Raw genomic sequence first — 21,447 nt, forward strand, 5'->3', positions numbered from 1 at the left:
GCTCCTCCAGTTGTCCGGCCAGGGCTTTGCCGGAAGCATACGGCGGCTGCGGCGGGCCACGGTCTGCGGCCGGGAATTCGCTGGTGGTGAGGGGTCGGGTGGGTCAGGATGCGAGCATGACGACGCAGCGCGCCGAACCCGCGACCACCGCCGACGAACGCACCATGCTGGAGGGCTGGCTGGACTACCACCGGCAGACGCTGGCCTGGAAGTGCGAGGGCCTGACCGACGCCCAGCTCAGGACCGCCGCGGTGGAGCCGTCCACGCTCTCCCTGATGGGCCTGGTACGGCACATGGCGGAGGTGGAGCGCGGCTGGTTCCGCCGGGTCCTGGCCGACGAGGAGGTGGGGCCGATCTACTACAGCGAGGCCGACCCGGACGGCGAGTTCCGTCTCAGCGAGGCGGACACCTGGCAGGAGGCGTACGGCACCTGGCAGGCCGAGATCGCCGAGGCCCGGGAGAACGCCGCCCGCTTCGGCCTGGACGACATCACCGTGGGCAAGCACCGCCGGACCGGGGAGCGGTTCAACCTGCGCTGGCTGTACACCCACATGATCGAGGAGTACGCCCGTCACAACGGCCATGCCGACCTGATCCGTGAGCGCCTCGACGGCGCGACCGGCGACTGACGTCAGCACGGGGAGGCCCGGGGACGCCGTACGGGGGCGGAGATCACCCGTGCGGGGCAACCTCCGCTTGTCCGCTGTCGCGGAGGTCGCCCGAACCAGCAGAGTGACGCGGGTGCATCGAACCACGACTACCGCAACGCTCCTGGTCACCGTGGCTGTCTCGGCTCTCACGGGCTGTGTGACGGTCCAGCGTCCACCCGTGTCCGGGCCACCGCCGACGACTGCGCCGTCGCAGCCGCCGGGGCCGGGGGACGCCCGTCCGGACGGTCAGGCGGAGCCGCAGATCGTGCAGGCCCCGGCCCAGGAGGCGCTGTCCATGATCGACCCGTCCCGGCCCTCGAAGCCGCGGGGAGCCGCACCGCGTGACCGGGCCCCGGGAGGCGCGGCGGCCTCCGCGCAGCCCCGGCACCGGCAGCCGGCATCCGCGCATCCGGCGCACCCCGAGCCCACCGTGCGCCGGGCGGATCCACAGCCGCGGCACCCGGACGCCCCGCACCACGGGCAGCCGCGCGTCGAGATCCCGGACGTGGCCCGGTCGGTCCCCAAGTCGGTCCCCAAGGGCTCGAAGGACGTCTGCGCTCTGGGCAGGAAGTACGGGCGCTGGCAGGAGGGCAGCCCGGAGTCGGTCATCTGCGACCAGACCTACGGGCGGTGACGGGCCCGGTCTCAGGGCCGCTGCCGCGGCGGCCCCCAGGATCCGTCACCGGCGGATCCGCCGTCGCCCAGCCGCAGCTCCAGTCTGCTGATCGCCGCCCGCACCCCGTCGCTGTAGCTGTCCTCCCCCAGGGCGTCCGCCGCCCTGCGGGCCCGGCGCAGATGGGTGCGGGCGGCGTCGGCGCGGGCCAGGCGCACATAGTCGGCGGCCAGGTTGAGGTGCAGCGAGGGATACAGGGCGCGTACGGCGAGCGCGCTCTCGTGCCGGGAGAGCCGGTCGTCGGTGAGCTCCTCGGCTGCCGTCAATGCCCTGAGGTCCCAGGCGAGTTCGTCGCAGGGGTCGTCCTGGGCGTCGGCCATGTAGTGGGCCAGGGTGCAGCGGTGCAGCGGGTCGCCGTCCTCGCCGATCTCCGCCCACAGAGCCAGGAAGCGGTGCCGGGCCTCCTCGCGGTCCCCCGCGTGGCACAGCATGACGACCTGCCCGATCCGTGTCATCACGGCATCCGGCGCCGTCTGCTCCTGTCGCTCCGTCAAAGCGTCCTCCGGGCCTTCGTCGGCTGGTCGTCACTGTGCCCCCGACGCTAGGGCCTCTCCGACGGATCACGTCGGCGGCGCGTGCCCGGGTACCCCCATCTGCGGCACCGCCGTCGGGTGCCTGCTCCCACACCCGCCGCGCCCACAGCGGGACCCGGGCCGCGCCGCCGGGCTCCGCCGCACGGCCCTCTCCCGCGCGGCACGGGCCGACGGCCGCCCCGAACCCCCAGGTGCCCTCCCGGTCGGAGCGACGACTCCCCGCCCACGCTCCCCCTCCCCGCACCGCGGACAGACAACGGCCCGTCGGGCGCCTGCTCCCCACACCCGCCCCGTTCGCGGTGGAACCCCGGCCGCGGCGCCGGACTCCGCCGCACGGCCGTCTCCCGCGCGGCACGGGCCGACGGCCGCCCCGAGCGCGCAGGTGCCGTCCCGGCCGGAGCGACGGCGCCCCGCACCGCGGACCCGGCTAGGACTGGGGACGGGCCGCGGCCCCGCGCCTCACCGGCCCGCTGGGGCGGGACCGAGACGGTCGCCGCGGCACCGGGAGGCCGAAGGGGTCAGCCGAGGTTCGGGATCGTCCAGTCGATGGGCTCGTGGCCCTGCCGGGCGACCGCCTCGTTGATCTGCGTGAACGGGCGGGAGCCGAAGAACTTCTTCGCCGACAGCGGGGAGGGGTGGGCCCCCTTGACCACCACGTGCCGGCTCTCGTCGATCAGCGGGAGCTTCTTCTGCGCGTAGTTGCCCCACAGAACGAAGACCGCCGGGTCGGGACGCTCGGCCACCGCGCGGATCACCGCGTCGGTGAACTTCTCCCAGCCCTTGCCCTTGTGCGAGTTGGCCTCGCCGGAGCGGACCGTGAGCACCGCGTTGAGCAGCAGGACGCCCTGCTGGGCCCAGGGCATGAGGTAGCCGTTGTCCGGGATCTCCAGACCCAGCTCCTCCTTCATCTCCTTGTAGATGTTCCGCAGGGAGGGCGGGGTCCTGACGCCGGGGCGGACCGAGAAGCACAGGCCGTGGCCCTGGCCCTCTCCGTGGTACGGGTCCTGCCCGAGGATCAGGACCTTGACCTGGTCGTAGGGCGTCGCGTCGAGGGCCGCGAAGACCTCCTCGCGGGGCGGGTAGACGGGACCCTTCGCCCGCTCGTCCTCGACGAACTCCGTCAGCTCCTTGAAGTACGGCTGCTGGAGCTCGTCGCCCAGAACCCCGCGCCAGGACTCGGGCAGCATGGCGATGTCGGTCACGTCAATTCCTCACGATGTGCGGTCACTTGCAGGCTTCAGAACCTACAGCCGCCCACTGACAATCGCTGCCGTACGGGGGACCTACCAGCTGGTCTTCCAGTACAGCTCCCACATCGTCATCATGGTCGCGGGGTCGATGACCTTCTCGAGACCGGCGATCTCCTCGCTCGCGGCGACGTACTGCTTGCCCTGCCACAGCGGAACCAGCCGTGCGTCGTTCACGAACACCCGCTGGGCTTCCTCGATCTGGGGCCCCACGGCCCCGCGGTCGCTCTCCGCACGCGACTGAGGCAGCAGTTTGCCGGTGATCTCGGGGGCGTCGTACGGGGTGCCGAGGGCGTTCTGGCGGCCCACGAAGGGCGCGATGAAGTTGTCGGCGTCGTGGAAGTCGGGGAACCAGCCGCGCCCGAACACCGGGTACTCACCCTTCTGGTAGCCCTCGACGTAGGTCTTCCACGGGCGGCTCTTGAGGGTGATCGTGAACAGGCCGGACGCCTCCAGCTGCTTCTTCAGCTCCTGGAAGGCGGGCTTGGTCGTGGAACCGTAGCGGTCGCTGGTGTACCAGAGCGTCAGCGGGACGCGCTCGGTGATCCCCGCTTCGGTGAGGAACTTCTTGGCCTTGGCCACGCTGGGGTCGCCGAAGTCGTCGAAGAAGCTCGTGGTGTGGCCGGTGAGTCCGGCGGGGACCATGGAGTACAGCGGCTCGACGGTGTCCTTGTAGACGTAGTGCACGAGCGCCGGGCGGTCGACGATCTGGGCGACGGCCTTGCGGACCGCGGGCTTGGCGGACCACGGGTCGCGGGGGTTGAACACCAGGTAGCTGATCTCGGTGGTGGGGTTCTCGATGAGCTGGAGCCCCTCCTTCTGCTGGTTGACCTCGATGTCCACGGTGTCGGAGGCGCCGAGACCCCGGTACACGACCGCGATCTCCTTGTCCTTGAGGGCCTTGACCATCTGGTCCGACTGCTTGAAGTAGCGGATGGTGACGGCCTTGTTCTGGAGGTCCGCGATGCCCTTGTAGTTGTCGTTGCGGACCAGCTCGGCCTTCTCGCCCTCCTGGTAGGAGTCGAGGCTGTAGGGGCCCGAGCCGCTGATCTTCCCGTCCTTGCGGATCGCGGTCGCGGAGTACTCCTCCGGGTCCACGATCGACATGGCCGGCGTGGTGAGCACCAGGGGGAAGGTGGCGTCGGGCTGGCTGAGGTGGAAGACGACCTCACGGTCGCCCTTGACCTGCACCCGGGAGAGCGTGCCCAGCAGACCCGCGGGACCGCCGTTGACGTTGATCTTCTTGATGCGGTCGATGGAGTACTTGACGGCCTTGGCGTCCAGGGTGTGCCCGTTGGAGAACTTCAGTCCCTCGCGCAGCGTGCAGCTGTACACGGTGCTGGTCGGGTCCGTGAACTCGCAGCGCTCGGCGGCGTCGGGCTCGGGGTCGGGCACGCCGGGCGAGTAGTTCAGGAGCGTCTGGTAGACGTTGCGGAACAGCTCCCAGGAGTTGTCCCAGGAGGCCGCGGGGTCAAGCGTGGCCGGCGCGCTGGTGGTCCCCACGACGATCGCTTTGCCGTTGTCGGACGAGTCCGAGGAGAACACACCGCAGCCGGCCACGGTGGATATGGACACGAGCGCCGCGAGAGACGGCAGGTATCGGTTCCGCTTGAACACGCGCTTGCTCCTCGAAATGCCGTGCCGAGAGTCGGCAAAACATACCGCAGCGCCACGCACACTCAACCGGTTCGTTCACAGGCGGCTTGATCACCGCACCGGTGATGACCCTGTAATACCCCTGTGAGGCTTTTGTGCGTCGACACGGGCGCCGTCGGTGTCAACGGACGCCCGTGCCGAGACGAACCGGGGTCAGCCCACTCCGGCGTTGAGGAAGATGCCTCCGTCGACGACGAGCGTCTGGCCGGTGACCCAGTCGGACTGCGCGGAGGTGAGGAAGGCCGCGGCGCCGCCGATGTCGGAGGGCACCCCGAGCCGGGCCAGCGGGTAGGACGCGGCGGCCTCCGCCTCCCGGCCCTCGTACAGGGCCTGCGCGAACTTGGTCTTCACGACGGCCGGGGCGATCGCGTTGACCCGCACCTTGGGAGCGAACTCGTGCGCGAGCTGCTGGGTGAGGTTGATCATCGCGGCCTTGCTGACGCCGTACGCGGCGATGAAGGGCGAGGGCGCGATGCCCGCGACGGAGGCGATGTTGACGATCGCGCCGCCGTTGTCCTTCTGCCAGGCGTGCCAGGTCTTCTGCGCGAAGCCGAGCGCGGAGATCACGTTGGTCTCGAAGACCTTGCGCGCCACGTTCAGGTCGAGGTCGGCGATGGGCCCGAACACCGGGTTGGTACCGGCGTTGTTGATCAGGTAGTCGACGCGGCCGAAGGCGTCCATGGCACGCTCGACGGCGAGCCGCTGGTGCTCCTCGTCGTGCGCCTTGCCGGCGACGTAGATGGCGCGCTCGGCGCCGAGCTGCTCGACGGCCTCCTTGAGCGCGTCCTCGGTGCGGCCGGTGATGACCACCCGGTCGCCGCGCGCGACGAGCGCCTCGGCGACGCCGTAGCCGATGCCGCGACTGGCGCCCGTGATGAGCGCGACCTTGCCCGAAGGCTCGGGGAGTTGCGAAGTCATGGTCCCGTTTCCCTAGTCGAGCGGTCCGCCGGCGACGTACAGCACCTGGCCGGAGACGAATCCGGCCGCCTCGCCGGTGAAGAAGGCGATGGCGTTGGCGATGTCCTCGGGCTCGCCCACGCGCGCGACCGGGATCTGGGTGGCGGCCGCGGCCTTGAACTCCTCGAAGCCCATGCCGACGCGCTCGGCGGTGGCGGCGGTCATGTCGGTGGCGATGAAGCCCGGGGCGACGGCGTTGGCGGTGATGCCGAACTTGCCGAGCTCGATGGCGAGGGTCTTGGTGAAGCCCTGGAGTCCGGCCTTGGCGGCGGAGTAGTTGGCCTGGCCGCGGTTGCCGAGCGCCGAGGACGAGGACAGGTTGACGATCCGGCCGAAGCCCGCGTCCACCATGTGCTTCTGGACGGCCTTGGTCACCAGGAACGAGCCCTTGAGGTGCACGTTCAGGACGGTGTCCCAGTCGGAGACGCTCATCTTGAACAGCAGGTTGTCGCGGAGCACGCCCGCGTTGTTCACGAGGATCGTCGGGGCGCCGAGCTCCTCGGCCACGCGCGCGATCGCGGCCTGCACCTGGGCCTCGTCGGAGACGTCCGCGCCGACCGCGATCGCCCGGCCGCCGGCCGCGGTGATCTTCTCCACGGTGTCCTTGCAGGCGGCCTCGTCGAGATCGATCACGGCGACCGCGCGGCCCTCGGCCGCCAGTCGTACGGCGGTGGCGGCGCCGATGCCGCGCGCGGCACCGGTGACGACGGCTACCCGCTGCTCAGTGGTGGACATTGCTGATTCTCCTCGCCCTTGAGAACGTTCCGGCCCGGGTCGGTGAGCGACCGCTTAGTACCTTCGGCAGACGTGACGCTAGAAGCCCTGGCACGCGGTGTCAACGTCCCACGGGACCGGTGTGATCCATTACCTCACCAGCAGGTCGAGCAGACGCTCCGGTTCGGCCGCCGGATCCAGGGTGAGTCCGGTGTGCACGGGGCCCGGCTGGACGACCGTGGAGCGGGGTGCGACGAGCCACCGGAAGCGGCGCCCGGCGTCGTCGCGCGCGGCCGGTCCGGCCGTCTCGCCCCCCGCACAGACCGCTTCGACGCCGCCGAGGGCGGCCCGGACGCCGGCCACGTCCGCGGCGGGGTCGAGCGCGCGCAGCCGGTCCTCGTCGAGGTGGGTGCGCACACCGACGTACGCCTTCGCCCGGCAGTAGACGATCACGCCGGCATTGATGGACTCGCCGCGCTCGACCCGGGGGACGACCCGCAGCAGGGCGTACTCGAAGACGTCCCGTTCGCTGGCCCGCCCGCCCTTGATGACGTGGCGCTCCACCACACTGCCCGCCATGTGAATGTGGCGCTCGCTCACTTGTCCCCCTCGATGCCGGTGATGCGTTCATGGACGGCGGCGGCCCGCAGGAGCAGGGGCCGGGCGTACGCCTGCCGGAGCTCGTCCGGGGTGCCGAAGCCGGGCTCGTCCGCCAGCCAGGCGTCCGGGATCTCGGCGGTGACCTCCGCGAGCAGGTCCTCGGTGACCCGCGGGGCCAGGTCGGCGGCGGCAGCGGCGACATCGGGCGCGAAGGGTCTGAGAACGTGGTCCGAGGCGTCGTAGGGACGCGCGGCGGACTTCTCGGCGCCGGGCCAGTTGTGGTGCCAGATCATGGTCGCGCCGTGGTCGATGAGCCACACCTCGCGGTGCCACCACAGCAGGTTGGGGTTGCGCCAGGAGCGGTCGACGTTGTTGACCAGCGCGTCGAACCAGACGATCCGGCCGGCCTCCACGGGGTCCACCGGGAAGGCGAGCGGGTCGAAGCCGAGCGCCCCGGAGAGGAAGTCCATGCCGAGGTTGGTGCCGCCGCTGGACCTGAGGAGCTCCTGCACCCGCTCGTCGGGCTCGCCGAGCCCCAGGTCCGGGTCGAGGTCGAGCGTCAGGAGCCGCGGTACCCGGAAGCCGAGCCGGCGGGCGAGCTCCCCGGCCACCACCTCGGCGACCAGCGTCTTGCGGCCCTGTCCGGCGCCGGTGAACTTGATGACGTACGTCCCGCGGTCGTCGGCCTCGACGAGTCCCGGCAGCGAGCCGCCCTCACGCAGCGGCGTGATGTAGCGGGTCGCGATGGCTTCCTTGAGCATCGCCCCAGGTTACTGGGGGGTGTCTGAACAACGGGCACTCCGGGCCCGTACCTGTGGGCAGTTCAAAGAATCCGTGGAAGGGGACGTCAGCATGGCCAGCGAATCGATTCATCCCGCATCGGCCCCCAGTCGCCGGGTCGTCGTCGCGGCGGTCGGCGCGGCGGGACTAGCCCTCACCCTGAACGCGTGCGGGTCGGAGGACGATCCCTCTCCGGCCGCGTCGGACGCGGGCGAGGACACTGCCGCCGGCGCCGGCGGCAGTGTCCTCGCCAAGACCTCGGACATCCCCGAGGGCGGCGGCAAGATCTTCAAGGACTCGGGCGTGGTGGTCACCCAGCCGACGGCGGGCCAGTTCAAGGCGTTCTCGTCGAAGTGCACGCACCAGGGGTGTGCGGTCACGGGGATCACCGACGGGGTCATCACCTGTCCGTGCCACAAGAGCGAGTTCTCGGTGGCCGACGGCAGCGTGAAGAAGGGGCCCGCGACCCAGCCGCTGCCCGAGGAGAAGATCACCGTCAGCGGTGACTCGATCACGCTCGCATGAGTTGTCAGGCGCCGCGGGGCCGCTTGAGACAGGCCAGCATCTCGTCCGTGGTCGCCGGGGTGGCGACGAGGGCGAGCGTGTGCCGGATCATCGCCCGGGTGTAGTCGGAGGGCACCCCGGCGACGGCGTCCGTGACCACCACGACGTGGTAGCCGCGGTTCACCGCGTCGAACACGGCGTTGGGCACCGCCACGTTGGCGGAGACGCCGGTCACGACCAGGGTGCGGCAGCCGAGGTTGCGCAGCAGCGCGTCGACCTCGGTGCCCTGGATCGGCGACAGGCCGTGCAGGCGTCGTACGACGAAGTCCTCCTCGCTCACCTCGATCGGGGCGGCCACCCGCACCGCGGTGGTCCCGGCGAGCTGCTGGACGGGCAGCCGCTCCGCGGCGCCGAACAGGCGGGCGTTGCGGTTCGCGCCGCGCCCGTCCGGACGGCGTTCGGCGATCGCGTGGATCACCTGGACCCCGCTCGCGTGCGCGGCGGCGACCAGTCGGGCGACGTTGGCGAGTGCGCCCGAGGTCCGTGCGGCACGGGCGAGTTCGGGCAGGGCGCTGTCCGGTCCGACCACGCCCTGCTGGCACTCGACGGTGAGCAGGACGGTGGCCCCGGGATCGAGCAGTTCGCTGAGTCGTTCGTACGACGGCACGGTTCCCCCTCGTGACCGGTGGTCCGGAGCCGGTGAGGGTAGCCACCATTGCGTGGGGACGGAAGACGACCCATCCTTTTCTGACGTGATGTCAGAGGATCTCTCCTCTGGCACGACGTGAGAGACAGAGGGGGATGTATGACCGTCACTCAGCGCCGGGGCCGGAAGATCATGATGACGCCGGGCGAGCTGGACGAGTTCCTCACCGGCCAGCGCACCTGCCGGGTCGCCACGGTCTCGGCGGACGGCGCTCCGCATGTGAGCACGCTGTGGTTCGCCTGGGACGGCACCTCGATGTGGCTGTACTCCGTGGTGCGCAGCAAGCGCTGGACGGATCTGCGGCGCGATCAGCGGGTCGCGATCGTGGTCGACACGGGCGAGGAGTACGACGAACTGCGGGGCGTCGAGCTGTCCGGGACCGTGGACTTCGTGGGCGAGGCCCCGCGCACCGGCGAGCTGAGGGCCGAACTCGACGTCCCCGAGACGTTGTTCGCCCGCAAGAACTTCGGTCTGGAGGAGATGCCGCACGACGGCCGGCACGCGTGGATACGGCTGACCCCGGAGAAGATCGTCTCCTGGGACTTCCGCAAACTGGGCTCCGCCTGACTCAGACGGCCTTCCGCGCCGCCGACTTCAGCGCCTCCACCGCCGCCCGGATCGACGGGCGGCGGTCGGCGTCCGCGCGCCAGACGGCGTAGATGTGCCGGCTGACCGACTGCCGTACGGGCACGGTCCGCACGCCCTCCGGGACGGGACCGCGGCCGAGCCGGGGCGCCACGCACACGCCGAGTCCGGCGCCGACCAGGGCGAGTTGGGTCGGATGCTCCTGCACGCGGTGGGCGACGCGCGGTTCGATGCCCTTGGAGCGCAGGGTGTGCATCAGCCACTCGTCGCAGAACGCGCCCTCGCCCCAGGTGATCCAGTCGTCGTCGGCGAAGTCCTCCAGGTCCACCTCGTGGCGGTGCGCGTGGCGGTGGGTCGCGGACATCGCCACGTCGGCCGTGTCGTCGACGATCGACGCCTTCACCAGCCCCTCGGGCATGGGCAGCGGCTTGTTGTACCAGTCCAGGACGACGGCGAGGTCGTGGTCTCCGCGGATCACGGCGAGGACCGCGGGCTCCGGCTCGATCTCGCGGGAGCCGATCCGCAGACCCGGATGCGCCGCGCGGAGCTCGGCGATCGCGGCCGGGAACAGTCCGCGTGCCGCGGTCGGGAACGCGGCGAGCCTCAACTCCCCGACCACCTGGCCGCGTTGGGCCTCCAGGTCGGACTGGGCGAGTTCCACCTGGGAGAGGATGCGGGCCGCGTGGTCGGCGAGGAGGCGTCCGGCGTCGGTGAGGCGCACTCCCCGGCCGTTCTTGGCGAGGAGCTGCTGGCCGACCTCGCGCTCCAGCTTGGACATCTGCTGCGATACGGCCGAGGTCGTGATGTGCAGGCCCTCGGCGGCGCCGCTGACCGAGCCGTGCCGGGCGAGGGCGTCGAGGGTGCGCAGCCGCTCCAGGTTCAACATGTAAGCGATCCTACGAGATATCTCGCTGAAATACTCGCTTGTGCTACGAGATCGTCTGCCGGATCGTGGTCGCCATGACCACCGCGACCGTCGCCGAATCCCCGGTTCTCGCTGCCCGCCGCCGCACCCTCGACTGGCGTCTGCGCTTCGGCGTGCTCTCGCTGATCTGGGGGTTCAGTTTTCTGCTCATCAAGGTGGGCACCGAGGGGTACGCACCCTTCCAGGTGACGCTCGGGCGCCTGGTGTTCGGGACGCTGGTGCTGGCCGCGGCGATGGCGGTGAAGCGGGAGCGGCTCCCTCGCGGGGCACGCACGTGGGGGCATCTGGCGGTCGCCGGGCTCCTGCTCAACGCGCTGCCGTTCTCGCTCTTCGCCTACGCGGAGCTGACGATCCCGTCCACACTGGCGGGGATCTGCAACGCGACCTCACCGCTGTGGGGGATGGCCCTGTCCCTCGTCGCCCTGTCCGAGGACCGGCCCACGCGCGTGCGGGTCGCGGGGCTCGGAGTCGGTTTCCTGGGGGTGCTGACCGTCCTCGGCGCGTGGCAGGGATTCAGCGGACTGGACGGCAGGGGGACGGCGATGGCCCTGCTGGCCTCGCTCAGCTATCCGATCGGCTGGATCTACGTGCGCCGGACCCTCGCCGGGGCGGGGCACTCCCACATATCCCTGACCGGCGCGCAGCTGCTGCTGGCCACCCTGCAACTCGCGGTCGTCACCCCGCTGTTCACCGGCCTGCCGGCCCACTTCGACCTGCTGCCCCTGCTCGCCGTCGTGGCGCTGGGAGCTCTCGGCACGGGGCTGGCCGTGCTCCTGCAGTACGGCTTGGTGGCGGAGGTGGGGCCGACCACCGCGCAGATGGTCACGTACTTCATCCCGGTCATCGCCACAGCGGCAGGCGTCGCCCTGCTCGGGGAACCACTGAGCTGGTCCACCCCGGCGGGCGCGGCGGTCGTACTGGCGGGGGCGGCGCTCAGTCAGATGCGGCGGGCCTGAGAGGCGCGGCCCGAGGGCCGAGGGGTGGCGGGCGGGGCGCCGGGCGGGTCTCGGACGGGCAGCGGGTCTGCCATGGCCGGGTCGCTCCCCCGTCCCCGCGCTCCCCGGAAGGCGTGGTCACAGGGGTCCTAGGGACTGCGCCCGGCTCATCGCCCGGAGTTCACCTGTACGTACTCGCAGACCGCACCGACCCCACCGCCCTCGCGACCGCGTCCGCCAAGGGAGCGACCTCGGCCTCCTTCAGGGTGGCCACGGTCACCCGGATCCCCTGCGGGGCGCCCATTCTGAAGCGGGCGCCCGGGGCCACCGCCCAGCCCGCGTGCAGCAGGCGGGACACCGCGCCCGTCTCGTCCGGGACCGGGATCCACACGTTGAGCCCGCTGCGGCCGTGGGCCTCGACCCCGCGTTCCGCCAGTGCGCCGATCAGCCGGTCGCGGCGCTCGCGGTAGGCGGCCGCCACTTCCGCGGTGTCGAGCACGCCGTCCGCCCACAGGTGCACCACCGCCCGCTGGGTGATCCTGCTGACCCAGCCGGGGCCGAGGCGGTGGCGGCCGTGGACACGGTCGACGGTGACCTCGTCGCCGGTGAGGACCGCCAGGCGCAGATCGGGCCCGTAGGCCTTGGCCACCGAGCGGACGAAGGCCCAGTGGCGGGTGACGCCGGCCAGGGGGCGCAGGGGGAGGTCGACGATGCCGTGGCCGTGGTCGTCCTCGACGAGGAGGACGTCGGGGTGGTCCGCGAGGACCGCGCGCAGGGCATGCGCGCGCGTGGCGGTCACCGAGGCACCGGTCGGGTTCTGGGCCCGGTCGGTGACGATCAGGGCGCGGGCGCCGGACTCCAGCGCCAGGCGTACGTCGTCGGCGCGCGGCCCCTCGTCGTCCACGCCCACCGGGGCGACACGCAGGCCCAGCGCGGGCACCAGGTCGAGGAGGCTGCCCCAGCCGGGGTCCTCCACCGCGACCGTGTCGCCCGGCTTGAGGTGGGCGGCCAGCACACGCTCGATCACGTCGAGGGATCCGGAGGCGACGGCGAGGGGACCGCCCGGGACGCCGTCCGCGTCGAGCGCCTCGCGCGCCAGACGCGCCAGGTCCGGGTCCACGGTCGCTTCTCCGTACAGGACCGGCTCCCGGTCGCCCTGCGCGGCGGCCGCCGCGAAGGCCGGCGCCAGCGGGGGCAGCAGCGCGGGATCCGGGTTGCCGTTCGCCACGTTCCGCACGCCCTCCGGGACTTCCACCCCGATGTACTCACGGCCCGTGGTCGCCGGCTTCGACCGCACCCGGCTGCCTCTGCGCCCGGAGGTCTCGATGACCCCGCGCTCCCTCAGCGTGCGGTACGCGGCCGCGACCGTATTGGGATTGACGCCCAAATCGGCCGCCAACTCCCGCATGGGAGGCAGAAGTTGACCGGGCGACAGCTCCCCGGCACCCACCGCGCGCTCGACGCTCGCCGCAATCTCTGCTGCGCGTCGCCCCTCGATCCGATATTCTCCTAGCACAAAGCAGATTATGCACTAGTGCAATGGAGACCGCAATGCAGGGGACCACCGCGACCACGCCGGAGCCGACCGCCTACGCGCCGACCGACCGCACGGTCCCGACGCGCTCCCCCGACCGGGCCTCGTACGACAGGGAACTGGTGCACTCGATACTCGACGAGGGCTATGTCTGCCACCTCGGCTTCGTCCGGGACGGCGCCCCGGTGGTGCTGCCCACGCTGTACGGCCGGGTCGGCGAGCGGCTCTACGTCCACGGCTCGACCGGCTCGCGCCCCCTGCGCATGACCGGCCAGGCCGACCCCGGGCTGCCGGTGTGCCTGACGGTCACGCATGTCGACGCGCTGATCCTGGCCCGCTCGGCGTTCCACCACTCGATCAACTACCGGTCGGTGGTGGTGCACGGACTCGCGTACGACGTGACTGACCCCGAGGAGAAGCGCCTCGCCCTCGACGCGCTGGTCGACCACGTGGTCCCGGGCCGTGCCGCGGACTCCCGCCCCGCCAACAAGAAGGAGCTGGCCGCCACCGCCGTCATCCGCCTCGACCTCGACGAGGTCTCCGCCAAGCTCCGCACCGGCGGGGTCAACGACGAGCCCGAGGACCTCACCCTCCCCCACTGGGCCGGCGTGGTCCCGCTGCGCAAGGGCTACGGCACCCCGGTCGCCGACGGCCACCTGAACCCCGGCACCGAGGTCCCCGACTACCTCGCGGTGCTGTGATGCTGATCCACCCCTGGGACGCGGCCCGTGACGACGCCGAGTGGCAGCAGTGGCTCGCCGTCCACGACTTCGGGCAGCTCGCCGTCAACGGCCCCGTGGGCGAGCCCCCGTTGGTCCAGCCGTTGCACTTCGTCTACGACCCCGCGCGGGGCGAGGCGCTCACCCACCTGGCGCGGCCCAACCCGCTGTGGGGTGCGCTGGAGGCGAGTCCGGAGTGCCTGCTGAGCGTGGTCGACGACTACGCGTACGTCCCGGGTCCGTGGCAGGCCGACCCGGACGGCCCGTCCGAGCACGGGACGCCCACGAGTTTCTACGCGGCGGTCCAACTGCGCTGCCGGGCCCACGTGGTGGACGACCCGGCCGAGAAGGCCGTGCTGCTGAACCGGCAGGTCGGGCACTTCCAGCCGGAGGGCGGTTCCGCGCCGGTGGCGGTGGGAGAGGTGCCGTACGGGCGGATGCTGTCGGGGATTCGGGGGCTGCGGCTCGAAGTGACGGATGTGCGGGCGAAGTTCAAGTACGCCGGCAAGCGGACCGAGGAGGTCCGGGAGCGGATCGCGCAGGGGCTGGCGGACCGGGACGGGCCCGGGGACGCGGCAGCGCGTGAGCACCTGTTGCGACGGCAGCACGCCTGACGGAGGGAGCGCCTCGGCAACGAGCGCCGACACGACCGTCCGAGGGAGCCCCGCGGCAGCGAGCGCCGACACGTCCGCCCGAGGGGGCCCTTCACCAGGAAGGGCCCCCTTGTCCCCTTGCCCGTCAGGCGGGCACGCGCGCCTCCGTCACCGCGAGCCCCGCGACCGCGCCCAGCATCAGCAGGGTGCCGAGAAGGACCGCCGGGGTGAGCCGCTCACCGAACAGGGCGACGGCCAGCACCGCCGCGCTCACCGGTTCGAGCAGCATGATCACGGAGACGGTGGTGGAGCGGACGACCGCGGCGGCCGCGAAGTAGAGGCCGTAGGCGAGAGCCGTGGGGACGGTCGCCAGGTAGGCCAGCAGACACACGAACAGGGCGGGCCTGGCCGTGTGCGGGAGAAGTCCCTCGGTCAGCGCCAGGGGCAGCAGGCAGAGGGTGGTGACCGCGAACACCGCCACGGACGTACCGGAGGACTCCGCCCGGGCGGCTCGGGTGATCAGGGTCATCACACAGCAGCCCGCGGCCGAGAGCAGCCCCAGCAGCACTCCGACGGGGCGTACCGACGCGTCCGCGCCGCCCAGCATCAGCACACCGAGTCCGGCCAGGGCCCCGGTGACGGCGACGGTCCCGCCCCGCCCGAGCCGCTCCCCGAGGGCGATGCGCGCCCCGAGCGCGGTGAGCACGGGGCCGGCGCCGAGGGTGACGACGGTGGCCACGGCCAGCCCGGTGGACCGTACGGCGGCGAAGTAGGCGGTCTGGAACACCGCGAGCCCGACGCCCGACGCGCCGACCCGCAGGGCCCGGCGGCCGAGCGGCTCCGAGAGGGCCGTACGCGCGCGTGGCCGTGCGGGACGGACCGCGAGCAGCACCGCCAGCCCGGTGGCGCAGCGCCAGAAGGACAGGGCCACCGGGCCCAGGTCACTGGTCCGGTAGACCAGGGAGGCGACCGCTCCCGCGGTGCCCCAGGTGGTGCCGGCGACGATCAGATAGAGGAGGCCTCGCCCGACGGGCAGGCCTGAGGAAGCATGCGACACGTGTTCTCTCCGCAGTCGCGCCGAGGCGCGGAAGTTCGGAAGAGGACGCCCGCTCGGTGGTGGCGGGGTCCGCGGACTTCGTCTGCGGGCAGCACCGTTCGGCCCGGCGACAGGCCGGGCACGGTCTCCGGGGGGCCCGCCTCAGGCGGCCGGCGGAGAGACGATGCAGGTGCGCGTATGCATGGTCCGGGAGCCTAGGCGGCGTTCTCCCGGGCGGACAACCGACTTTCGGCGCCACCGGCCGCGACCGGCTCCGCGGAACCCTTGGCAGGGGTGGAGGACTGCGCGATGAAGGCGCCCAGCAGGACGACCCCGCCGCCCACGATCTGCGGGGCCGAGAGGTGCTCCCCGAGCAGCACCCAGGCGAGGACGGTCGCCACGACCGCTTCGAGGCAGGCCACCACTCCGGCTATCGCCGGCGAGAGCCTGCGCACCGAGACGACCCCGGTGACATAGGCGAGGACGGTGGCGATCAGCACGATCCAGCCGAGGAGCAGTCCGGCGGCGACCGGAGTGCCGTTCATGTCGGCGCTGTGCGCGAGGACGGTGAGGTCCATGGTCCAGGGGCGGGCCACGACGGTCAGGACGGCGGTGCCGACGAGCAGGCCGTACGCGATCACGCCGAGTGGGTCGGGGGCCTCGCCGGAGTCGCTGCCCTGGTCGGACAGGACGAAGTAGCCGACCTGGCAGCAGGCGGCGCCGAGCGCGAGGAGCAGTCCGAGGGCGTCGAAGCTCAGACCCGACCAGACCTCGACGACACAGGCGAGTCCGCCGACCGCGAGGACCACGCCGAGGGCGGCGGCGCGGGTGACGGGCCGCCGCTGCACGAACCGCACCCAGCCGAGCACCAGGGCGGGGGCGAGGTACTCGACGAGCAGGGCGACGCCGACCGGGATGCGGGAGATCGAGGCGAAGTAGAAGGCCTGGACGCCCGCCACGCCGAGCAGCCCGAAGCCCGCGAGCAGGGCGGGGCGGTTGCGCAGCAGCGCGCGATGGCGCACGGCGAGCGGCAGCATCACCAGGGCGGCGCCCGCCACCCGCAGCCACACCACGTGGAGCGGGTCCAGGCCCGCCTCGATCAACGGCTTGGCCGCGACCCCGGATCCGCCGAAGGCGAGCGCGGACACCAGCGCGAGACCGAGCCCGACACCCTTGCCGCCACAGGACCTGCTGCTCTCAGACGTATGCACCGGCCCATGATGACAGGGCACGACATGAGCGTCACCCCCGTTGACTCCTGTCTCATCGGCTGGACCGCGGCGGACCCTCCCAGATGCCTTCGGACAGGCGCTCCTCGATCCGCGCGAACACGGCCCGGGCGTCGATCCCCGCACGGGTCAGCACCTCGACGGCCCGGGACTCGGGGTCCACCAGGACGGCCGCGAGCAGGTCGATCCCGCGGGCGGGTCCGTCGGCGCGGCGCTCGGCCCGGGCGCAGGCGTATTCCATCGCGCCCGCGGCGAGCGGGGACAAGCCGTCCGCCGCCGGCACCACGGGGACCGCGCCGGAGTCCTCGACGGTGCCCTGCCAGCGCAGTCCGTAGCCGATGCTGCGCTGCACGAGATAACCGAGGAGCCTCGGCAGCTGGGGCTCCGCGTCGAGGACGGCGTACGCCTCGGCGTCGGCGTCCAGCAGCGAGTGCAGCAGATGGGCCGTGTCGATCTGCCGGTCCCCGTCCCTCAGCGCGCGCCGGCGGGCACCGGAGACCACCGCTGTCAGTTCCGCGCTCAGCCTGACATCGCCGTCCGGAGGGACCGGCGGCGGGCCGCCCAGTTCGCGGGCCGACTGACGGGGGATACGGGGGTGCACATCCCCCACCCCATCAGTCCCACCGAATCGGCACATCCTCGAAGGGAAGCATCTTCCCGTCCCACGGAGAGCGGACCCCGGTGCCGGAATCTCCTCCTTACGGATGACATCACGCCTTTCCGGCCCGATGGGCGCGCGCCGCCTTGCCGTGCGCTCCTCGCGCAACCGCCGCACGACGGCGTTCGTCCCACACAGGCGTGGACAGCAGGAGCTGGCTGGTGGCGCTGCCGGCCGTGGACGGGAAGCAGTACGTGTACCGGGTGTACGCCCCGGAGGACGCACTGCTCGCCGACCTCTTCTGGGAGGCGTGGCACTGCCATGAGGAGAGCGCGTTCCCGCGCGCGTGGGACCTGTTCGACGCGGCGGCGATACGGAGGGTGGACTGAACACCCCTCTCCCCCACATTTCCTGACGGTTCATCAGTATTGAATGTTGTGCCCCCTGCGGCTACTTTCCGCGACACCACAGCCCGACACGAAGAGGTGGCCGCATGGCGGAAATCAGCGCGGAGGCACGCATCCCGGCACCCGCGGAGAAGGTCTGGGCCCAGCTCACCGACTGGTCCGCGTACGGGGAGTGGAACGCGACCCACACCAGCTTCCCCAAGGGCGGCCCGACCGTCCTCGAACCGGGCGGGACCTTCCAGGAGAACATGAAGCTGATGGGCTTCCCGGCCGAGGTCGAGTGGACCATCGACCAGGTGGAGCCGGCCCGGCTGTTCGCCATCCGGGGCAAGGGCCCGATGGCGGTGAGCGTCGCCACCCGCTACACCCTGACCCCCGACGGGGACGCCACGACGGTCCGCATCGACGGCGAGTTCACGGGTGCCGCGGTCTCCCTGATGGCGGGCAAGCTGAAGGACTCCGGCACCGCCGCACTCAACGAGTCGCTGCGGAAGCTGGCCGGGCTGGTGTCCTGACCCCGGCGCACACGAAGGCGCCCCGGGAATTTCTTTCCCGGGGCGCCCGTCGCTGCCACAGTCCTGTGATCAGTCCTCGTCGGCGAGGATGAGATACAGCTTCTTGCGGGCCTCGTTGATGACGGCCACCGCCTTCTCTCGCTGTTCCTTGCTGCCGGTCTTCCAGACCTGGCCGAAGGCCTCCATCAGGCCGAAGCCGGCCTGCCGGATCTCGCCGAGCGCCTCGAAGTCGATGCCGCGGGAGGCTTCCTCCCAGGGCGCGTCCGGGCCCTCGTCGGCCGCGGTACGGCCGGCCTCGGTGAGCGAGAACAGCTTCTTGCCGCCCTCGGTCTCACTGGCGATCAGCCCCTCGTCCTCCAGCAGCTGGAGGGTGGGGTACACCGAACCCGGGCTGGGCTTCCACGCCCCGCCGCTGCGCTCGGCGATCTCCTGGATCATCTCGTAACCGTGCATGGGCCGGTCCTTGAGCAGGGCCAGGATCGAGGCACGCACGTCACCGCGCCGCGCCCGCCCCCTGGGTCCGCCCCGCCCCCTCGGCCCCCAGGGCCCGGGGCCGAAGCCCGGCCCTCCGAAGCCGGGGCCACCGGGACCGCCCGGACCGAAGGGCCCGAAGGCACCCCGCAGGCTCTCGGGACCACCACGACCCCGACGACCGGCTCCACCATGTCCACGCTCGAATCCGTGGGAACGCATCGCAATCACTCCATTCCATCGTTGATCTGTCGCGATGCCTCAACGATATATCGGAACCGATCGCATAACAAGGCCCTTGTCTCCCGACGAGGCGGGTCGTATGCCGGCGCGGCGAGACCCCAGCCCCCTTGTCAGCGGCTAGCCCTAGAGTCACCCGCGTGACCGAGCCCTCCTACCTCGCGCGAAACTCGTCAAGTCCCCTGTGGAACTGGATCCGTTGTCGCGCGCCATGGTGGCCTCGTTCGCCGAAGTCGTACGGAAGGCAGACCCAGGGCCGGTCGCGGACCTGGGATGCGGGCCCGGGAAAGTCACGGCGTATCTGGCCGACCTGGGGGTCTCCGTACTCGGCATCGACCTGTCCCCGAAGATGATCGGGCTGGCCCGACAGGCCCACCCGGACCTGAGCTTCAAGGTCGGGTCCATGACCGCCCTGCGGAGTTCCTGCGCACACTGGCACCAGGTGGCCGTCTGATGCTGGCAGGCCACGTGGGGGACGGGGCTTGTCTGCGCCCGGCACAGGCCTACGGCGGCCACCAGGTGTCCTACGCATCACACCTGCCGCCACCGGACCAGCTCGCCGCTCTGCTGAAGCAGGCCGGACTGGTCCTCGACGCGCGGCTGCTGCAGGAGCCCGCCGAGGGCGCGACGAGGACGATCGCCACCTTCCTCGCCCATAAGCCCGAGCGATCCTGACCCCACGCGCCGCCCCGCCCGACGCAGCCGCCCTCGGCCCACGATCCGCCTACGGACGGAACTCCGTCACTCCGTCGACGCCAGAATGCGGTCGAGGGTCCGGCGTCCCATCGCGCTCATCGCCGGATTGCTGGCGACGTAGTACCAGACGAGCCCCGTCGCCTGTTCGAACGCCCATGCCTTGCCGCGCTCCCACTCCAGGTCGTCACAGCCCAGAGCCCGTCGGAGCACCTCGCGCGGCCCCGCCTCCAGCAGGTGCCACGCGCCGACCAGATCCAGCGCGGGATCGGCCGGGCCGAAGCCACCGGTGTCGAGCACCCCGCTGAGCCGGTCGCCCGCGACCAGGACGTTGCCGGGGATCAGGTCACCGTGGCTCATCACGTCGGCACTCGTGCGCGGCAGCTCCCGAAAGCGGCTCCACATCTCACGCAGCCGGGGCACGTCGAGCAGCCCCTCGCTCTCCTCGAAGCACTGCGCCATCCAGTCGTCGTGATCGGCGAGCACACCGCCCCGGTTGTCACCGCTGAACACCCGCCCCCGCGTCCCGGCGCCCCGCAGGGCCGCGACGAAGGCCGCGAGGTCCTCGGCGAACGCGTCCGACCCACTGGGGTCGGCATCGGAGGCGACCGTCCCCGGCAGCCATGTCTGCACCGACCACGGCATGGGGTAACCCGCGCCGGGCTTCCCCAGGGCGACGGGTTCCGGGACGGGGAACCGGGACACTCCCGCCAGCTCCGCGCTCGCCTCGGCCTCCCGTTCCAGCACCGCCAGCACCTCGCCGGGGTCGGCCGGACGCAGGGGGAAACGCGCGGAGAGGTCGTCCCCGATGCGGAAGACGGCGTTGACGGTCCCGGTCGACGACGACAGGGGCCGGATCGCTCTGCCGCTCCACCGCGGGAACTGTTCCCCGATCAAGGCCGCGACGATCTCGGTGGTCACGTCCACCTGGTCATCGTGCATGGTCATGCGCGCGGGCCCTCCCCCAGTCCGATACGAAGCCCGGGACGAGAGCCAGTATTCATCCGCCAGGGCCGGGATCGACCGGAATTTCGACGGGCCGGTCAGCTCAGGGCGTTGCGCAACGACGTGGCCATCAGGTGGATGGCCTCCTTGCCGGCCGCCACCGGACCCGTGTGGGTGAAGTAGTGATCGACCCCCTCGAAGACACGGTGGGTGACCGGCACTCCTGCCGCCTCCAGTGCCTTGGCATAGCCGTCCCCCTCGTCACGCAGGCGGTCGTTCTCCGCGGTGATCACCAGGGCGGGAGGAAGTCCGGCGAGGTCGTCGGCGAGGGCCGGCGAGACCAGGGGATGGCCGCGGTCGGCGGGGTCCGGGACGTACGCGGCGGTGAAGATCCGCATGAGCTGCGGGGTGAGCAGCGGCTTGGCGACGAGGGACCGCTTGGAGGCCGGGTCGGCGAGCTGGTCCAGCGGTGCCGAATCGAGGATCTGGAGCCGGGGCGAGAAGGCGCCGCGCTCCGTGGCCAGACGGCACACCGCGGCGGCCAGGTTGGCCCCGGCGCTGTGTCCGCCGACGGCGAGCCGCGAACCGTCCCAGCCGCCCACGGCACCGTTCCCGGCGACCCACGCGGTGACGTCGTAGGCCTGGGTGACGGGTGCGGGGTACGGCCGCTGCGGCGCGACCGCGTAGTCGACGTTGACCACGACGCAGCCGGCCGTGGCGGCGATGCGGCGGCAGATGTGGTCGTCCTGTACGGCACGGGCGACCACGAACCCGCCGCCGTGGAAGTTGACGTACACGGGCGGGGGTCCGTCGGCGGTGGCCGGCGGGCGGTAGACGGTGCATGTCACCGTCCCGGCACCGGTCTCCACTCGGAGGGTCTCGGTGTGCGCCGGGATGTCGGTGAAGCGCAGGTCCTTGTGTACGCGGGACATCACGCGGCCGAGCAGGAGCTGGACTCCCCTGGCCTGGAGTGCGGGGCTGAACGGCATGACTGAGCACCCA

The 21,447-nt window shown here is 71.8% G+C and carries 25 protein-coding genes and 1 pseudogene; 10 read left to right on the forward strand and 16 right to left on the reverse strand.

The features are described 5' to 3' along the window. Positions 1 to 116 precede the first annotated feature (116 nt). Positions 117 to 629 (forward strand): DinB family protein, encoded by a 513-nt coding sequence (locus M2163_RS11945; protein WP_280852796.1) that lies wholly within the window; start codon positions 117 to 119, stop codon positions 627 to 629. A 199-nt stretch (positions 630 to 828) separates the two neighbouring features. Further along, positions 829 to 1,284: a hypothetical protein gene (locus tag M2163_RS11950; RefSeq protein WP_280893947.1), complete on the forward strand. Its 456-nt coding sequence runs from the start codon at positions 829 to 831 to the stop codon at positions 1,282 to 1,284. Positions 1,285 to 1,295: 11 nt separating this feature from the next. Here M2163_RS11950 and M2163_RS11955 read toward each other — a convergent pair whose 3' ends face one another. The 7 genes from M2163_RS11955 to M2163_RS11985 form a co-directional block, all read right to left on the reverse strand. Further along, positions 1,296 to 1,817, reverse strand: a complete 522-nt coding sequence (locus M2163_RS11955) for a hypothetical protein (protein ID WP_280893948.1) — start codon at positions 1,815 to 1,817, stop codon at positions 1,296 to 1,298. Positions 1,818 to 2,374: 557 nt separating this feature from the next. Further along, on the reverse strand, positions 2,375 to 3,058 hold the full coding sequence (locus M2163_RS11960; RefSeq protein ID WP_280852793.1) for a uracil-DNA glycosylase: 684 nt from the start codon (positions 3,056 to 3,058) through the stop codon (positions 2,375 to 2,377). A gap of 81 nt (positions 3,059 to 3,139) precedes the next feature. Next, on the reverse strand, positions 3,140 to 4,720 hold the full coding sequence (locus M2163_RS11965) for an ABC transporter substrate-binding protein (protein WP_280852792.1): 1,581 nt from the start codon (positions 4,718 to 4,720) through the stop codon (positions 3,140 to 3,142). Between the two features lie 192 nt (positions 4,721 to 4,912). Then, entirely contained in the window at positions 4,913 to 5,677 is a 765-nt protein-coding gene (locus M2163_RS11970) for an SDR family oxidoreductase (RefSeq protein WP_280852791.1), read from the reverse strand. Between the two features lie 12 nt (positions 5,678 to 5,689). Continuing rightward, complete coding sequence (fabG, locus tag M2163_RS11975; protein WP_125190518.1) at positions 5,690 to 6,451, reverse strand: 3-oxoacyl-ACP reductase FabG; 762 nt, start codon at positions 6,449 to 6,451, stop codon at positions 5,690 to 5,692. Positions 6,452 to 6,580: 129 nt separating this feature from the next. Further along, positions 6,581 to 7,030 (reverse strand): DUF3037 domain-containing protein, encoded by a 450-nt coding sequence (locus M2163_RS11980; RefSeq protein WP_280852790.1) that lies wholly within the window; start codon positions 7,028 to 7,030, stop codon positions 6,581 to 6,583. Continuing rightward, positions 7,027 to 7,791 (reverse strand): HipA family kinase, encoded by a 765-nt coding sequence (locus M2163_RS11985; RefSeq protein ID WP_280852789.1) that lies wholly within the window; start codon positions 7,789 to 7,791, stop codon positions 7,027 to 7,029. The genes M2163_RS11980 and M2163_RS11985 overlap by 4 nt, the downstream gene beginning before the upstream one ends. Before the next feature lie 91 nt (positions 7,792 to 7,882). On the opposite strand from M2163_RS11985, the gene M2163_RS11990 reads away from it, so the two are divergent. After that, a complete protein-coding gene (locus M2163_RS11990) occupies positions 7,883 to 8,335 on the forward strand; it encodes a Rieske (2Fe-2S) protein (protein WP_280852788.1) in 453 nt (150 codons plus the stop codon). Positions 8,336 to 8,339: 4 nt separating this feature from the next. Here M2163_RS11990 and M2163_RS11995 read toward each other — a convergent pair whose 3' ends face one another. Beyond that, positions 8,340 to 8,981: a cysteine hydrolase gene (locus M2163_RS11995; RefSeq protein ID WP_280852787.1), complete on the reverse strand. Its 642-nt coding sequence runs from the start codon at positions 8,979 to 8,981 to the stop codon at positions 8,340 to 8,342. A gap of 138 nt (positions 8,982 to 9,119) precedes the next feature. Here M2163_RS11995 and M2163_RS12000 point away from each other — a divergent pair, with 138 nt between their 5' ends. Further along, positions 9,120 to 9,587: a pyridoxamine 5'-phosphate oxidase family protein gene (locus M2163_RS12000; RefSeq protein WP_280852786.1), complete on the forward strand. Its 468-nt coding sequence runs from the start codon at positions 9,120 to 9,122 to the stop codon at positions 9,585 to 9,587. 1 nt (position 9,588) lies between these two features. Here the strand turns inward: M2163_RS12000 and M2163_RS12005 are convergent, their stop codons facing one another. Beyond that, positions 9,589 to 10,491 (reverse strand): LysR family transcriptional regulator, encoded by a 903-nt coding sequence (locus M2163_RS12005; RefSeq protein ID WP_280893949.1) that lies wholly within the window; start codon positions 10,489 to 10,491, stop codon positions 9,589 to 9,591. Between the two features lie 74 nt (positions 10,492 to 10,565). Here M2163_RS12005 and M2163_RS12010 point away from each other — a divergent pair, with 74 nt between their 5' ends. After that, positions 10,566 to 11,486 carry a DMT family transporter gene (locus M2163_RS12010; RefSeq protein WP_280893950.1) on the forward strand — a complete coding sequence of 307 codons (921 nt, stop codon included), beginning with the start codon at positions 10,566 to 10,568 and terminating at the stop codon, positions 11,484 to 11,486. 160 nt (positions 11,487 to 11,646) lie between these two features. Here the strand turns inward: M2163_RS12010 and M2163_RS12015 are convergent, their stop codons facing one another. Beyond that, entirely contained in the window at positions 11,647 to 12,981 is a 1,335-nt protein-coding gene (locus M2163_RS12015) for an aminotransferase class I/II-fold pyridoxal phosphate-dependent enzyme (protein WP_280893951.1), read from the reverse strand. A 35-nt stretch (positions 12,982 to 13,016) separates the two neighbouring features. Between M2163_RS12015 and M2163_RS12020 the strand changes: the two genes are divergently transcribed. Further along, positions 13,017 to 13,700: a pyridoxamine 5'-phosphate oxidase family protein gene (locus M2163_RS12020; protein WP_280893952.1), complete on the forward strand. Its 684-nt coding sequence runs from the start codon at positions 13,017 to 13,019 to the stop codon at positions 13,698 to 13,700. Continuing rightward, positions 13,700 to 14,332, forward strand: a complete 633-nt coding sequence (locus M2163_RS12025) for an FMN-binding negative transcriptional regulator (protein ID WP_280852781.1) — start codon at positions 13,700 to 13,702, stop codon at positions 14,330 to 14,332. The genes M2163_RS12020 and M2163_RS12025 overlap by 1 nt, the downstream gene beginning before the upstream one ends. Before the next feature lie 124 nt (positions 14,333 to 14,456). On the opposite strand, the gene M2163_RS12030 is transcribed toward M2163_RS12025, so the two are convergent. The 3 genes from M2163_RS12030 to M2163_RS12040 all read right to left on the reverse strand — a co-directional run bounded on the left by M2163_RS12030 (position 14,457) and on the right by M2163_RS12040 (position 17,177). After that, a complete protein-coding gene (locus M2163_RS12030) occupies positions 14,457 to 15,368 on the reverse strand; it encodes a DMT family transporter (RefSeq protein ID WP_280893953.1) in 912 nt (303 codons plus the stop codon). A 194-nt stretch (positions 15,369 to 15,562) separates the two neighbouring features. Then, complete coding sequence (locus M2163_RS12035) at positions 15,563 to 16,558, reverse strand: EamA family transporter (RefSeq protein WP_280893954.1); 996 nt, start codon at positions 16,556 to 16,558, stop codon at positions 15,563 to 15,565. A gap of 52 nt (positions 16,559 to 16,610) precedes the next feature. After that, complete coding sequence (locus M2163_RS12040; RefSeq protein ID WP_280893955.1) at positions 16,611 to 17,177, reverse strand: Clp protease N-terminal domain-containing protein; 567 nt, start codon at positions 17,175 to 17,177, stop codon at positions 16,611 to 16,613. A gap of 197 nt (positions 17,178 to 17,374) precedes the next feature. Here M2163_RS12040 and M2163_RS12045 point away from each other — a divergent pair, with 197 nt between their 5' ends. Together M2163_RS12045 and M2163_RS12050 are read left to right on the forward strand one after the other, a co-directional pair. Next, a complete protein-coding gene (locus M2163_RS12045) occupies positions 17,375 to 17,563 on the forward strand; it encodes a hypothetical protein (RefSeq protein WP_280854330.1) in 189 nt (62 codons plus the stop codon). Between the two features lie 104 nt (positions 17,564 to 17,667). Further along, complete coding sequence (locus M2163_RS12050; RefSeq protein WP_280852777.1) at positions 17,668 to 18,096, forward strand: SRPBCC family protein; 429 nt, start codon at positions 17,668 to 17,670, stop codon at positions 18,094 to 18,096. A gap of 69 nt (positions 18,097 to 18,165) precedes the next feature. Here the strand turns inward: M2163_RS12050 and M2163_RS12055 are convergent, their stop codons facing one another. Beyond that, positions 18,166 to 18,789, reverse strand: coding sequence for a PadR family transcriptional regulator (locus M2163_RS12055; RefSeq protein ID WP_280852776.1), 624 nt, complete (start codon positions 18,787 to 18,789; stop codon positions 18,166 to 18,168). Positions 18,790 to 18,970: 181 nt separating this feature from the next. Between M2163_RS12055 and M2163_RS12060 the strand changes: the two are divergent. Then, positions 18,971 to 19,482: pseudogene (locus tag M2163_RS12060) on the forward strand (class I SAM-dependent methyltransferase); the annotation flags it as partial. A 66-nt stretch (positions 19,483 to 19,548) separates the two neighbouring features. Here the strand turns inward: M2163_RS12060 and M2163_RS12065 are convergent. Further along, on the reverse strand, positions 19,549 to 20,448 hold the full coding sequence (locus M2163_RS12065; protein ID WP_280893956.1) for an aminoglycoside phosphotransferase family protein: 900 nt from the start codon (positions 20,446 to 20,448) through the stop codon (positions 19,549 to 19,551). A gap of 95 nt (positions 20,449 to 20,543) precedes the next feature. Further along, the gene (locus M2163_RS12070) at positions 20,544 to 21,434 is read right to left on the reverse strand and encodes an alpha/beta hydrolase (RefSeq protein WP_280893957.1); all 891 of its coding nucleotides are present in this window, start codon (positions 21,432 to 21,434) and stop codon (positions 20,544 to 20,546) included. Positions 21,435 to 21,447: the final 13 nt, after the last annotated feature.

Origin of the sequence: Streptomyces sp. SAI-135, from assembly GCF_029893805.1 — a bacterium.
In the GTDB taxonomy this organism is placed as follows: Bacteria; Actinomycetota; Actinomycetes; order Streptomycetales; family Streptomycetaceae; genus Streptomyces.

Bases quoted from the DNA above. Each gene is read 5' to 3' on its own strand.
- M2163_RS11985 (WP_280852789.1), bottom strand. From the start codon at position 7,791: ATGCTCAAGGAAGCCATCGCGACCCGCTACATCACGCCGCTGCGTGAG.
- M2163_RS12025 (WP_280852781.1), top strand. From the start codon at position 13,700: ATGCTGATCCACCCCTGGGACGCGGCCCGTGACGACGCCGAGTGGCAG.
- fabG (WP_125190518.1), bottom strand. From the start codon at position 6,451: ATGTCCACCACTGAGCAGCGGGTAGCCGTCGTCACCGGTGCCGCGCGC.
- M2163_RS11970 (WP_280852791.1), bottom strand. From the start codon at position 5,677: ATGACTTCGCAACTCCCCGAGCCTTCGGGCAAGGTCGCGCTCATCACG.
- M2163_RS12010 (WP_280893950.1), top strand. From the start codon at position 10,566: ATGACCACCGCGACCGTCGCCGAATCCCCGGTTCTCGCTGCCCGCCGC.
- M2163_RS12020 (WP_280893952.1), top strand. From the start codon at position 13,017: ATGCAGGGGACCACCGCGACCACGCCGGAGCCGACCGCCTACGCGCCG.
- M2163_RS12050 (WP_280852777.1), top strand. From the start codon at position 17,668: ATGGCGGAAATCAGCGCGGAGGCACGCATCCCGGCACCCGCGGAGAAG.
- M2163_RS12070 (WP_280893957.1), bottom strand. From the start codon at position 21,434: ATGCCGTTCAGCCCCGCACTCCAGGCCAGGGGAGTCCAGCTCCTGCTC.
- M2163_RS12055 (WP_280852776.1), bottom strand. From the start codon at position 18,789: ATGCGTTCCCACGGATTCGAGCGTGGACATGGTGGAGCCGGTCGTCGG.
- M2163_RS12005 (WP_280893949.1), bottom strand. From the start codon at position 10,491: ATGTTGAACCTGGAGCGGCTGCGCACCCTCGACGCCCTCGCCCGGCAC.
- M2163_RS12000 (WP_280852786.1), top strand. From the start codon at position 9,120: ATGACCGTCACTCAGCGCCGGGGCCGGAAGATCATGATGACGCCGGGC.
- M2163_RS12065 (WP_280893956.1), bottom strand. From the start codon at position 20,448: ATGACCATGCACGATGACCAGGTGGACGTGACCACCGAGATCGTCGCG.
- M2163_RS11945 (WP_280852796.1), top strand. From the start codon at position 117: ATGACGACGCAGCGCGCCGAACCCGCGACCACCGCCGACGAACGCACC.
- M2163_RS11990 (WP_280852788.1), top strand. From the start codon at position 7,883: ATGGCCAGCGAATCGATTCATCCCGCATCGGCCCCCAGTCGCCGGGTC.